Origin of the sequence: Vibrio sp. MMG023 (assembly GCF_021654215.1) — a bacterium.
Taxonomy (GTDB): Bacteria; Pseudomonadota; Gammaproteobacteria; order Enterobacterales; family Vibrionaceae; genus Vibrio; species Vibrio jasicida.
On sequence record NZ_JAKFZP010000002.1, the window covers coordinates 449554 to 462734 of the forward strand.

General features: G+C 46.1%; 14 protein-coding genes. 7 read left to right on the forward strand and 7 right to left on the reverse strand.

Annotated elements, in window-relative coordinates:
- Positions 1-184 precede the first annotated feature (184 nt).
- From L1076_RS07190 to L1076_RS07200, 3 genes are all read left to right on the forward strand, one after another.
- Positions 185-1579, forward strand: a complete 1395-nt coding sequence (locus tag L1076_RS07190; RefSeq protein ID WP_038881900.1) for a glutamate decarboxylase — start codon at positions 185-187, stop codon at positions 1577-1579.
- 74 nt (positions 1580-1653) lie between these two features.
- Positions 1654-3381 (forward strand): hypothetical protein, encoded by a 1728-nt coding sequence (locus tag L1076_RS07195; protein WP_038871386.1) that lies wholly within the window; start codon positions 1654-1656, stop codon positions 3379-3381.
- A gap of 96 nt (positions 3382-3477) precedes the next feature.
- Positions 3478-3729, forward strand: a complete 252-nt coding sequence (locus L1076_RS07200; RefSeq protein ID WP_005439775.1) for a GlsB/YeaQ/YmgE family stress response membrane protein — start codon at positions 3478-3480, stop codon at positions 3727-3729.
- A 61-nt stretch (positions 3730-3790) separates the two neighbouring features.
- Here L1076_RS07200 and L1076_RS07205 read toward each other — a convergent pair whose 3' ends face one another.
- Positions 3791-4231, reverse strand: a complete 441-nt coding sequence (locus tag L1076_RS07205; protein WP_237303451.1) for a YcgN family cysteine cluster protein — start codon at positions 4229-4231, stop codon at positions 3791-3793.
- A 218-nt stretch (positions 4232-4449) separates the two neighbouring features.
- On the opposite strand from L1076_RS07205, the gene L1076_RS07210 reads away from it, so the two are divergent.
- Positions 4450-4707: a hypothetical protein gene (locus tag L1076_RS07210; RefSeq protein ID WP_038881903.1), complete on the forward strand. Its 258-nt coding sequence runs from the start codon at positions 4450-4452 to the stop codon at positions 4705-4707.
- A gap of 117 nt (positions 4708-4824) precedes the next feature.
- Positions 4825-5073: a YkgJ family cysteine cluster protein gene (locus L1076_RS07215; RefSeq protein ID WP_038871300.1), complete on the forward strand. Its 249-nt coding sequence runs from the start codon at positions 4825-4827 to the stop codon at positions 5071-5073.
- Here the strand turns inward: L1076_RS07215 and L1076_RS07220 are convergent.
- The 3 genes from L1076_RS07220 to L1076_RS07230 are packed head-to-tail and all read right to left on the reverse strand — an operon-like array spanning position 5070 to position 7430.
- A complete protein-coding gene (locus L1076_RS07220; protein ID WP_038871302.1) occupies positions 5070-5729 on the reverse strand; it encodes a PAS domain-containing protein in 660 nt (219 codons plus the stop codon). The two genes, L1076_RS07215 and L1076_RS07220, sit on opposite strands and share 4 nt — an antisense overlap.
- Before the next feature lie 28 nt (positions 5730-5757).
- Positions 5758-7035 carry an L-serine ammonia-lyase, iron-sulfur-dependent, subunit alpha gene (locus L1076_RS07225; RefSeq protein ID WP_237303452.1) on the reverse strand — a complete coding sequence of 426 codons (1278 nt, stop codon included), beginning with the start codon at positions 7033-7035 and terminating at the stop codon, positions 5758-5760.
- 14 nt (positions 7036-7049) lie between these two features.
- Positions 7050-7430: a RidA family protein gene (locus L1076_RS07230; protein WP_038881906.1), complete on the reverse strand. Its 381-nt coding sequence runs from the start codon at positions 7428-7430 to the stop codon at positions 7050-7052.
- A 314-nt stretch (positions 7431-7744) separates the two neighbouring features.
- Here L1076_RS07230 and L1076_RS07235 point away from each other — a divergent pair, with 314 nt between their 5' ends.
- Both L1076_RS07235 and aqpZ read left to right on the forward strand, forming a co-directional pair.
- Entirely contained in the window at positions 7745-9004 is a 1260-nt protein-coding gene (locus tag L1076_RS07235; protein WP_045405805.1) for an amino acid permease, read from the forward strand.
- Positions 9005-9219: 215 nt separating this feature from the next.
- Entirely contained in the window at positions 9220-9918 is a 699-nt protein-coding gene (gene aqpZ, locus L1076_RS07240) for an aquaporin Z (protein WP_009707332.1), read from the forward strand.
- Positions 9919-9971: 53 nt separating this feature from the next.
- Here aqpZ and recR read toward each other — a convergent pair whose 3' ends face one another.
- From recR to dnaX, 3 genes are all read right to left on the reverse strand, one after another.
- Positions 9972-10571, reverse strand: a complete 600-nt coding sequence (gene recR / locus L1076_RS07245) for a recombination mediator RecR (protein WP_038871307.1) — start codon at positions 10569-10571, stop codon at positions 9972-9974.
- A 30-nt stretch (positions 10572-10601) separates the two neighbouring features.
- Positions 10602-10931, reverse strand: a complete 330-nt coding sequence (locus L1076_RS07250) for a YbaB/EbfC family nucleoid-associated protein (protein WP_005380618.1) — start codon at positions 10929-10931, stop codon at positions 10602-10604.
- An 82-nt stretch (positions 10932-11013) separates the two neighbouring features.
- Entirely contained in the window at positions 11014-13173 is a 2160-nt protein-coding gene (gene dnaX / locus L1076_RS07255; RefSeq protein WP_237303453.1) for a DNA polymerase III subunit gamma/tau, read from the reverse strand.
- Positions 13174-13181: the final 8 nt, after the last annotated feature.

Sequence of the window (13181 nt, forward strand, 5' to 3'; positions counted from 1 at the left end):
CGTCTCTGATATTTGCCTAATCGAGCACAAAATAAAATAAAACAACGTGAAATAAGCAACAAAATGCTTATTTTTCCTGACATTATAGAAAACCCTGCTATGTTTATTTTGCTGCCGTCATTGCTATTAACCCTACAAAAAATAGCAATAAGTGGATTTAATTCAATAAGATAAGGGATTCACCATGCCTCTTCATAAAAAATCAACCGTTCGTGGCTCAATCCTAGACGATGTGTATTCGTCTAAAGATCTTTCCATTGTTATGCCCAAGTACCGTATTCCAGAGCATGAGCATGCTCCCGATCATGCTTACCAAGTTGTCCATGATGAGCTCATGCTTGATGGCAATTCGCGTCAGAACCTTGCGACATTCTGTCAAACATGGGTCGAAGACGAAGTCCATAAATTGATGGACGAGTGCATCGACAAAAACATGATCGACAAAGATGAATACCCTCAAACGGCGGAAATCGAATCTCGATGTGTGCATATGCTTGCCGACCTTTGGCATGCACCGGATGCTGAAAACCCTATGGGATGTTCAACAACAGGCTCAAGTGAAGCGGCAATGCTAGGCGGCATGGCGCTAAAATGGGCTTGGCGCGAAAAAATGAAGAAGCAAGGCAAACCAACTGATCGCCCGAATCTTATCTGTGGCCCAGTTCAAGTTTGTTGGCATAAGTTTGCGCGCTACTGGGACATTGAACTTCGCGAAATCCCAATGCAAGGCGACCGTCTTATCATGACCCCAGAGGAAGTAATCAAACGTTGTGACGAAAATACGATTGGTGTTGTCCCAACGTTAGGCGTGACCTTTACTTGCCAATACGAGCCAGTACAAGCGGTGCACGAAGCGTTAGATAAGCTACAAGAAGATACCGGGCTAGATATTCCGATTCACGTTGATGGTGCGAGTGGTGCCTTTCTTGCCCCATTCTGCGATCCAGATTTAGTGTGGGACTTCCGTTTACCAAGAGTAAAGTCCATCAATGCCTCTGGACATAAGTTTGGCCTTTCCCCACTCGGCGTTGGTTGGGTTGTTTGGCGAGATGCCGATGCTCTACATGAAGACTTGATCTTTAACGTCAACTACCTCGGTGGCAACATGCCCACCTTTGCACTCAATTTCTCTCGCCCTGGTGGTCAAATCGTTGCTCAATATTATAACTTCTTGCGTCTTGGCAAAGAGGGCTATCGTAAGATCCACGATGCTTGTTATGACACAGCTCGTTACCTTGCCAAAGAAGTCGAAAAAATGGGTATGTTCCACATCATCTATGATGGACATGGTGGTATCCCTGCACTGAGTTGGTCAATAAAAGATGGCGCAAACCCAGGCTTCAATCTTTACGATCTTTCTGATCGCATTCGATCTCGTGGCTGGCAAATTGCGGCTTACGCTATGCCTGCCGAACGCGAAGATCTAGTGATCATGCGTATTTTGGTTCGACATGGATTTAGCCGAGACATGGCGGATCTTTTGATTTCCGATTTACAACACTGCGTGGACTTCTTCGACAAGCATCCTGTCGTCAACGGTAGCGACGCTGATGAGTCGAGTAACTTTAACCACGGCTAATTGTCCCCTTCCACTTAAAGCAAGGAACTCTCATGGTTCCTTGCTCTTATATCAACAAATTCACAGGTGACACTATGTCCTTTCTATTTAGTTACTTGTCAGAAAATCCGTTCGTTTTTCTCTTTCTATCTCTCGCTATTGGATACCCGCTTGGTCGACTTACATTCAAAGGAGTGAGCCTAGGAACAACAGCTGGCACTTTAGTTGTTGGTGTTGCTTTAGCTCTTACCTCCTTTTCGGTTTATGGGCTAAAAATTGAAGAGCCGGGTCTGGTCTCAGATATCTTCTTAATGATGTTCATGTACGCGATTGGGATGAAAGTTGGGCCACAATTTTTCTCCGGTCTTGCTAGAGGAGGGATCGACTTCGTCGTCATTGGTTTGATTGTCGTGTTCAGCAATTTTGCGATTGTTGTCATCGGCGCCAAGCTAATGGGTCTGGAGCCCGGCTACGCCGCTGGCATCATTTCTGGCAGTTACACAGTGACCGCCGTAATGGGCGTAGCGCAGTCAGCAATTAGTTCAGGCGCATTTACGCCACCTGAAGGGATGAGCATTGATCACGTCAGTGCCAATATTGCGGCGGGCTACGCGATAAGTTATGTCCTTTCGACCGTCCTCATCATCTTGTTCATTAAGTACCTCCCTTCGCTCTTTGGTATTGACCCCGTCAAAGCAGGTAAAGAGGCAGAAGCGGAATTCTCAACTGGCGATGACAACGAGAAACTCCCAAGCACCTTTGGGTTTTCAGACGTGGGCGTCCTACCGATTGATGTTCGTGCCTATAAAGTCACACACCAAGAGTTAGTTGGCCGTTCAGTGCAAGAGTTGTATCAGAAGTTCCCTGATGCGGCCGTGCTTAAAGTGGTTCGAGGTGAGCAAGTCATTGATGCTTCTGATAATCCAATGCTTGAGTTAAATGATGTTATTGGCATTCGCGGAGAATATCGCGTCTTGATTGCGGAAGGTGAAGCCGATATCGGAAATGAAGTCGATGAGCCACGCGCAAGAAATGTCGACATTGAAGTGGCTGATATTCACGTTGGTAAATCTGAGCATGCAGGGAAAACTGTCGCACAATTGCATGCCGAAGTCGGCTTTGGTGTTTATTTCAAAGCGATATTTCGACAAGGCCACCAGCAACCTTTATTGCCACAAACTAAGGTCGAAGTGGGCGATGTTGTGCGTATTGCAGGCTCCCAATGGTGCGTAGAACAAACCGCATCCAAACTCAATAGCGTTCCGATTGTAGAGAGTACGGTCACTGAAACCTTCTACCTCGCCCTCTCCCTTCTTATTGGCTATGTTTTTGGACATTTGAGTGTCACCGTTGCAGGTATCCCTTTTGCCCTTGGCACATCGGCGGGTTGCATGTTAACCGGGATCGTTTTCTCATTCCTACGAACTCGTAACCCTAGCTTTGGCGGCCCCATGAGTGAAGGGGCAAGAAGCTTTCTACAAGACATCGGCCTAAACCTATTTGTCGCGGTATTAGCGGCAACCGTGGGGCCGAAAATCTTAGCGTCATTCCAAGGCATCATTGTCATCAAGATAGCTTTACTGGGTGTGACTGCAGCACTCGTACCACCTCTGCTAGCTTGGTTATACGGATTGTACTTCCGCAAAATGAACCCTGCTATTTTAGCGGGAGCCTGTGCCGGAGGGAGAAACAGTACCCCCGCAATGAAAGGAGCCCAAGATGCAAGCCACAGTGACATGCCAGCGATTGGCTACCCCGTGCCATACGCATTAACTTCAGTTTTAGTCCTGATATTAGGTTACATCGCGATGGTCATCAGTTAGTTAAATCTACGCTTTTGGATGAATGGTCTATGATTGAAACGTAACCATGAATGCGTAACGACACGTACCTAACACAATAATGAGTAAGGAGAAATTATGGGCTTTCTATCTTGGATTATTCTAGGTTTGATTGCAGGAGCATTGGCTAAGTGGCTGATGCCTGGTAACGATGGCGGTGGCTGGATTGCCACTATGGTGCTAGGTATCGTTGGTGCTTTCGTTGGCGGTTTTTTAGGCAGCTTTGTTGGCCTAGGCGGTGCAGACGGTGTAAACATCGGCAGTATCGTCACTGCGACTTTAGGTGCTTTCGTTATATTGTTTGTCTATAACCGTTTCTTAAAAGGTTAGGTACTTTTGCCTCACCCCAAAATAAACAAGCCTTTCAATGAAAGGCTTGTTTTACATTCGGCTATGGGCGATTTGGGTGATTTAAAATGTGGTCTTCCCAGTCCACCACATCGATTTCATACACCACTTTATTTCGTACACTTTCCCCAACTGCGTGCATTGCAGACTTAGAGCCAGTGATTAATGGGTGCCATTCTGGCAGTGGCTGGCTTTCTGCCAACAAGCGGTATGCACAAGTGTGTGGCAGCCACGTAAAGTCATCAATATCTTCACGCGTCAACTTGGTGCACTCTTCGCCTGAAGTGAAACGGTTCGGGTAGTCTTTGCACGAACAAGTTTTGCTGTTCAGCCAACTACACGCCACGTTGGTATAGTAGATTTCGTCCGTATCTTCATCCATTAGCTTGTGCAGACAACATTTGCCACACCCATCACAGAGAGATTCCCATTCTTCTTCTGTCATGTTCTCTAACGATTTACTTTGCCAAAATGGAGTGCTCATACGCTTACTACTTATTTCTCGAATGGGAATGAATTGGGTGCGTTTTATACCCCTCTGACAACAAAAGTTCAAGTTTTGCCGAATTACGCCTCGTAATACGAACTATTATCAACGTTTGTTCTGTTTCATCAATAAGGACACTCAACACTGATATTTTTACTAATAGTGATTCCTATCCTATGGTTTTAGCTCATAGTGTGAATAAAGGAATCAATATTATGAAGCTCGCAATGATCACCATTATCTCTCTTGTTTCGTTCGGAGCTGCGGCAAGTACCGATGCAGAACTTTGTCAACAATACGGCAAGGATCTAGCGTCTAATGTTCAAGAAGGTCAAGCAACGTTCCTAACAGAAATGTCCTCTCGCACCGAGGCTGGAACCTGGGGTTTAAGCATGCAAGAGTGCAACCGTTATATCCAACAGGCTAAACGCGATCAGAATTTTGAAGTCGCTGCTTTACTTAATGATGAGTAAAAAGGACTTAATGACGAGTAGAAAGGGCTAACTTTGTTGGCGTGAATTCACGCACGCCTCTTCCAATCTGACGAGAAATGGCCATAATGCCCCCTTCATTTTTACGAGGGCTTTTAGATGGATTGTCGATTAGGTTGTGGGGCGTGTTGTATCTCACCAAGTATCTCTTCTCCGATTCCGGGCATGCCAAAAGGCAAACCTGCTGGAGAGCGCTGCATTCAATTAAATGACGACAACTTATGTAAGCTTTTCGGAATGCCTGAACGCCCAAAAGTTTGCCACGACTTCAAACCTTGCCCAGTTGTGTGCGGCAAAACGAATCAAGAAGCGATAAATAATATCACCGAACTTGAACAACTGACCTAGTCGTTACTACCCAATTCTCTCAAGTAAAGGTAAATAGTATCGCGTGAAATACCGAGATGATTTGCCACCATCAATACCGCATCTTTGTATTTAAAAATCCCCAAACCTTGTAAACGCGTGACCAGTTCGCGGTTGCGTTTTGAAGGGGAAATCGCTTCGTTCGACCACACTTCTGCTTGTACGGTCTCAATGGTACTAATAATGGTTTCATCGATGTTACGAGCGAAGGTTTCTGGTGAACGAGCGCCCGCACAGCAGTCATTTTGTTGAGTTGGCATAATCGATCTCAAAAAATCCTGCATCGGTACATCCATGTCGACGTTGATACACAATAACCCAATAGGTTTGTTCTTTGGGTTACGGACAATGGTCGTGATGGAATGCAAGGTTTTACCGCTTACGGTTTTCGTCACATACGAATCTGAAACGTCGTTACCTTCAAGCAGCTTCATTCTTGCTAAGTTGGTAATCGGTGCACCTTCTCCACGCTCAGTAACATGGCCATTGGCAATTTTGATGATTTCCGGAGCTTCTGCATCAAGACTGTGAAGAACGACCTCGGTATGCTTGCCATACATGCGCGCAATGCCATCGACGACGTTCTTCATCGAATTCAAAATATCTAAATCACTTTTGGTGAGTTTCTTAAGCTGCAATTTACTTCCCTTAGCAAAAACTTTGAGGCTAGGCCGACATGATATCGATAATAGATTTGTCCGTATACGGCATACCAAGTCTAACCATAGAGCCTACGTTTCTTATAGTTTGTTCGACTTCATCGCCTACTATACCTTGATTCTTCACACTGTGGTTACCCATCGCCATCAAATATGAGCGAACTGCCGTCGTTGATGAGGTGCAAACTTTCATTGCACAAGATGACTTCGCGCCATCACACACCATGCCTGAACTGTCACTAATGACGTTTTGAATTGCAGAGCAAGATTGCTCAAACGAGCCGCCTGCTAGATACACTAGTGCCATGGATGCGGCAGCACTAGTGACGGTGTTACCACAGAATGCAGATAAAGGTGGGTAGTATGACTTAATGTAGATCGCGCCTAAATGACTCATGATTAGTGCGCGAGCGAGTTGTTCTTCGTTACTTTGAAACGCTTCTGCTGCGATAACAACCGGAATCGTCGCGGCAATACCTTGGTTACCGCTGCCAAAGTTACTCATCGCTGGCAGCGTCGCACCGCCCATTCGAGCATCGGATGCTGCAGAGGTCATCATTTGGATTCTGCTCATCAGATCATTACCAAGCAACCCCTGTTCGATATTGCCTTTTAATGTTCGGCCAATTTCTAAGCCGTAACCTCGGTCGATACCCTCTTGCGCTAAGGAAGAGTTGAGTTCCGCCGCTTGCAGAATGAATTTGATGTCATCAAATGGCGCTTGAAGGGCAAAGTCGTAAATCTGCTTAATAGAGATATCCACCCCTTCACATACTGATCCTGTCGCGACTCGCTGCTGCAAAGGGGCATCGAACGTCACCGCTCCATTGCGAGTGATCTGGATAATATTAGTGTGTCCACCGCTGATAGTCACCGAGACGGTGTCTTCTCCAACGCTCATGGTGACACTGCAAAAGATAAATTCTTGTGTATCAGTGCGAGCAACACTGACTCGCTCTTCATCAATAAGTTGCTGGGCAGCAGTCACATCGTCTTGATTAATTTTAGCGAGCACTTCCAGTTCTGCGTTTGGGTCTCCCGCTAATGCCCCAACTGACGCCGCGATCTTAAGGCCAATTTTCCCAGTGCCGGGAACGTAAACCCCCATGGAGTTTTTAAACAAGTTATCTGAGACACGTACTTCAATCATGTCCGGGGTTTGGCATCCAAGCTCACGCTTTGCAACTGCTGCCGCATATGCAGCAGCAATGGGTTCGGTACATCCGAGGGCAGGTTTCACAACTTGCTTAATGATTTGGATATATTGGTTCCATTGCTGATTCATGCTTCTTCTCCGTATTACTTTTTACTAGCAATCGCTTCAACTTCAATCAAAACACCTAGCGGAAGATCTTTCACCGCAAAGCAGCTTCGTGCTGGGCAATCTTTTTGGAAAAACTCTGCATACACTTTGTTGAATTCCGCAAAGTCGCTGATGTTTGCCAAGTAACACGTCGTTTTTAGAACCGTATCTAAACTGCCGTTACCCGCTTCAAGCACATGTTTTAAGTTCGTTAGAGATTGATGACTTTGAGCAGTAATCCCTCCCTCTACTACTTTACCTGTCGCGCTATCAACTGGGAGTTGGCCAGACGTAAAAATCAAATCCCCGTAAGTGGTTCCGTGTGAATATGGGCCAATTGCGGCAGGAGCGTGCTCTGAAGTGATCAATTCTTTCATGTTAATCCTCACATAGTTTTTAGTTTTAGTCGTAAAACTCAGCTTTTGCTTTCGTTTCAAAGCTATTCTTTCAACTATATGTGAGCAAAACAACCGCTACAGATCACACAAATCGATCTAAATTCAGATTTTATTGAGTAATTTTGTCGAGATCTCAAATTTATCTGAATTTTCCACAAAAAAATTGTTGTTAATCTTTTTCTCAAATAGATTTGAGAAAAATTCATACTAACAAAGAGAAAACGACAATGAGCGTTACTGTACCTACACAAACTCTTCCAATAACTAAAGAACCACCTCACGTTAAAGCCGGAATGACAGCCACAGAATGGAAAGCGGCGACTAAATTTGATAGCACTGACTGGGGCTGGGTAATCATGAGCATCGGCATGGCAATCGGTGCTGGTATTGTTTTTCTTCCAGTAAAGGTGGGCGTACTTGGCATATGGGTATTTCTTGCCTCCGCGGTGATTGGTTATCCAGCGATGTACTTGTTCCAACGCCTATTTATTAACACGCTTTCCACCTCTCCGAAGTGTCAAGACTATGCGGGCGTTATCTCAGGCTACCTTGGCAATAAATGGGGCGCCTTGTTAGGCGTGCTCTACTTCATCATGTTGGTGATCTGGGTATTCGTATACTCGACGGCAATCAATAATGACTCAGCCTCTTTCCTACACAGCTTTGGTATCACTGAGGGGCTGTTGTCGGAAAACCCGTTGTATGGTCTAGCATTGGTTTGCGCTTTGGTGGCGATCGCGTCTCGTGGAGAAAAGATCTTATTTAAAGTCAGTACGGGCTTAGTGTTAATTAAGCTCTGTACCGTTGCCCTGTTGGGTTTCATGATGGTAGAAAAGTGGGATTTAGCTAATCTCGGTACGGTACCAACGGCTGGTACTGGCTTAAAAGATGCGATTGAACTGCTGCCGTTCACCCTCACTTCTATTTTGTTTATTCAAAGCTTGAGTCCGATGGTGATCTCTTACCGTTCGAAAGAGAAGTCTATTGAAGTTGCCCGTTTTAAAGCGATGCGCGCCATGAATATCGCTTTTGGCATTTTGTTTGTGACCGTGTTTTTCTACGCGATTTCTTTCACGTTGGCGATGTCTCATGAACAAGCAGTCCGTGCAGCAAACGAGAACATCTCTGCGCTTGCGATGGTAGCACAAGGCATGGACGGCACGACGCTTAAACTGCTCAGCTTGATGTTGAACATCTTTTCTGTGATGACAGCGTTTTTCGGTGTTTACCTAGGCTTCCGTGATTCTTGCCAAGGCCTTGCGATGCTAGCGCTGAAAAAAGTCATGCCTGAAGAGCAAATCAACAAAGATCTCGTGACGAAAGGTATCATTCTATTCGCGATTTTGATGGCGTGGGGCGCTATCGTACTTAACCTACCGGTTCTGAGCTTCACTTCGGTTTGTAGCCCAATCTTCGGTTTGATTGGCTGTTTGATTCCTGCTTACTTGGTGTATCAAGTGCCTTCTCTACATAAATACAAAGGTGCTTCACTATACCTAATCATCGCGACGGGCATCTTGTTGTGTATCTCACCATTTATTGCTTTTAGCTAACGCTTCCTCTCGCCTCGGTTATCAAACTCTATAACGATAGCCGAGGTTTTCCTTTGAACTCATCCACCTACCCTCTTTCTACACATTCCGTTTCATATATGAGACAGAAACGCGCATATCTGGCATTTTGGTTAATTTCCGTGCTTCAACTCACACTTTTCTGACAATTCTCTACTATGTTCAGCGGGTAATCTAAATCCGCAATAGGAAACAATATGAATAAATACATGGCAGAGGTTTTTGGTACTTTTTGGTTAGTGCTTGGTGGCTGTGGTAGTGCAGTGTTAGCGGCTGGCTTCCCTGATGTCGGCATTGGCCTGTTGGGCGTTTCTTTGGCGTTCGGTCTTACCGTACTTACAATGGCATTTGCTATTGGCCATATCTCAGGTTGTCACCTAAACCCAGCAGTAACTATCGGTCTATGGGCCGGTGGTCGTTTTGAGACTAAAGACGTAGTGCCTTACATCATCGCGCAAGTGATTGGTGGTGTTATTGCGGGTGGCGTACTTTACGTAATCGCAACCGGTCAAGCAGGCTTTGACGTAGTTGGTTCTGGCTTTGCTGCGAACGGTTACGGCGCGCATTCTCCAGGCCAATACTCTATGGTTGCTGCTTTAGTGACTGAAGTTGTGATGACAATGATGTTCCTAATCGTGATCATGGGTGCGACAGACAAACGCGCACCACAAGGTTTTGCACCTATCGCGATCGGTTTATGTTTGACTCTTATCCACCTAATCAGTATTCCAGTGACTAACACATCGGTTAACCCAGCACGTAGTACTGGTGTTGCCGTATTCGTTGGCGACTGGGCGGTTTCTCAGCTTTGGCTATTCTGGGTAGCACCAATCGTTGGTGGTATTCTAGGTGCACTTATCTACAAGAACCTTCTTGGTACAGAATCAAACGATTAATCGATTCTCGAACCTCAAGAACAAAAAAGCCGCTGAATTCAGCGGCTTTTTTATTAAATCTTGTGTCGACCTAGAAGAGAGTGAGACAAGGTTGTCCCGTCCACGAGCTCAAGCTCGCCCCCCACTGGTACACCGTGCGCGATACGGCTTGCATCCACTTGGTGTTCTTTACACAGCTCCGCGATGTAATGCGCTGTTGCTTCCCCTTCAACCGTTGGATTGGTTGCAAGAATCACTTCAGAAACATCACCGCGACGCAGACGGTAATCCAGTACATCAAGACCAATATCACTTGGACCAATTCCGTCCAGTGGTGATAAGTGCCCCATTAGTACAAAGTATCGACCCGAGTATTGACCTGTCGCTTCTACTGCCGCGATGTCTGCTGGACTTTCTACTACACAAATTTGGCCATTTTCTTGGCGCTTTGGGTTCGTACAAATATGGCAAACGTCTTCTTCAGTGAAGGTACGGCACTCGGTGCAATGACCAATTTCTGTCATTGACTGACTCAGCGCATCTGCCAGTTGCAGACCGCCTTTTCTATCACGCTGTAACAAATGAAAGGCCATACGCTGCGCCGACTTGGGGCCAACCCCAGGTAGACAACGTAAGGCCTCCATCAATTGTTCCAGCATATGACTGGTACGCATTGAAAATCCGCTTAGTTAGAATTCAGCAGATTAGAATGGCATTTTCATACCTGGTGGTAATTGCATACCGCCAGTTACTGAAGCCATTTTCTCTTTTTGAGTTTCTTCAACACGACGTGCTGCATCGTTGAATGCCGCAGCGATAAGATCTTCTAGCATCTCTTTGTCGTCTTCCATTAGACTCTCGTCAATATCAACACGACGCACACTGTGACTACCAGTGATTGTAACTTTAACTAGACCAGCACCAGACTCGCCAGTTACTTCCATATTCGCGATTTCTTCTTGAAGCTTTTGCATGCGATCTTGCATTTGCTGGGCTTGCTTCATTAGGTTGCCCATACCGCCTTTACCAAACATGTTTATCTCTCTGGTTTAATTAGGTGTTGCATCTGTTAATGGGGTTTTCACTGAACGTTTTCAACCCCATTCCGTTCAAAATTTAGATAGGTCTTACACTATCTTTATCGAGCTCTGCAGCGAAACGACGTTCGATGAACTGAACATGCGGATCGTTTTCTAAACTGTTCAGAGCTTGTTGCAATTTTTCTTGATACAGCCTGTCTCTAAGCTCAAGGGGTGTCTCACCGTTTTCGCCCACATCAATACTAAGATGGCACTCTTGTTCTAACACGCCATTTAACGCGTTCAACAGCTCGCTTTGCGCTCTGTCAGTATTCAAGTGTGCCTGACTGTCTCTTAATTGTAGCGAAACTGTCGAGCCTTCTTTGCTGTAATGCGAGTTTAATGCAAGTTGCTCCACCAGCTTGGGTGTATTCATTAAGCTGATCAGCTTTGCCCACTCACTGCTTTCCAATGATTCATCGACAAGCTTTTGCGCCATTTCTGGCGTCTTTTCGTGCTCAAGAGCTTTCTTGAGCTGCGTAGGTGTCAGTTGCGTATTCGTTTTTGTTTCAACCGGTTGCTTGGTTGGACGCCAACGATATGCTTCATCCTCAATGACAGGTTGTTCCGCTTGAGAAGAGGATGGTAGCGACACCTGCGCGGAATTGCCATGCAATTGCGCTAGACGGTCAATGACCGACTCTTTTTGAGCAGATGTCGCGTTAGGCTTTTTTGGGCCACCATTTTGCGTCGTCGCCTGTTGCTGACCCTGGCGTTGCGAGCGCAATTGATGACGAAGACCACTCAAATTACCTCGAGCAGGCGCTGGCGCATTCTCTGGCATAGGTTGAGCTTGTTGAGGAACCTGCTGTGTAGGCACAGGATTCTCACTCATTGGTGGTGCCATGTCATACTGTGGCGGAGCCATATCATAACCACCTTGATATTCAGGTTGGTATGATGGTGCTTCATTCGTCGGCTGCTGTGCTGCCTGAGACAGCGGTTGTGACGCCATATTCGGCGCTAACTGGCTTGGTCTAGGCTGACTTTGCGTTTGCTGTACAGGTGCTTGCTGAACTGGCGCTTGCGGTTTTGCCACCGATGCTGCTTGTGTTTGCACTGCACTTTGCGCAGTCTGCGATGAGGTTGAGATGACGGTGGCGCTGTTACTTGCAGATGGACGGAATGCCATCATGCGCAAAACGATCATTTCCATCCCAACGCGACCATTCGGTGACAACGTTAGGTCTTCACGGCCTTTTAAAGCAATTTGGTAGTAAAGCTGAACATCTTGTGGTGTTAATGCTTTACTCAATAATTCGATTTTTTCAGCATCAGGTTGAGTCTGATCTAAGGTCGATGGCAGAGCTTGGTACATCGCGACGCGGTGAAGCTGGGATGCCAATTGTTGTAGCAATCCATCCCACTCAACACCGTTTGATGCAAGTTGTTGGATTTTGTCCATCGCCTGTTGCGGCTGCTTACTGCTGACCGATTCCAGCAAATGAATCGCTTGGTCAGTATCAATCGTACCAAGCATGTGGCTAACGATATCGGTCTGAATCGTGCCGTTACCTAGGGCGATAGCTTGGTCAGTTAAGCTCAGTGCATCACGCATACTGCCATCTGCAGCATGCGAGATCATGCCAAGTGCTCTTGCTTCTGCAGAGACTTGTTCTTTTTCCAAAATATGGTCAAGTTGCTGATGAATGTCATCAACACTGATTGGCTTAAGGTGGAACTGTAAACAGCGCGACAGAATCGTTACCGGCAGTTTTTGTGGATCCGTCGTAGCCAACAAGAACTTCACATACTCTGGCGGCTCTTCCAACGTTTTTAACAGCGCATTGAAAGAGTGACGCGAAAGCATGTGTACCTCATCAATGAGGTACACTTTAAAACGTCCGCGAGCGGGCTTGTATTGAACGTTATCTAATAGTTCACGAGTGTCTTCAACTTTAGTACGAGAAGCCGCGTCGATCTCTAGTAGGTCAACAAAGCGACCTTCATCAATCTCACGACAAGTATCACACTCACCACAAGGGTTAGCGGTAATACCTGTTTCACAGTTCAGGCCCTTAGCAAACAGTCGGCCAATCGATGTTTTACCAACGCCTCGCGTACCGCTGAAGAGATACGCATGGTGTAAGCGATTTTGCGCCAACGCGTTTTCCAGAGCCGTAAGGACATGGCTTTGCCCTACGACTTGGTCAAACTTATTCGGACGCCATTTTCGCGCTAAAGCTAAATAACTCATTGAATGTA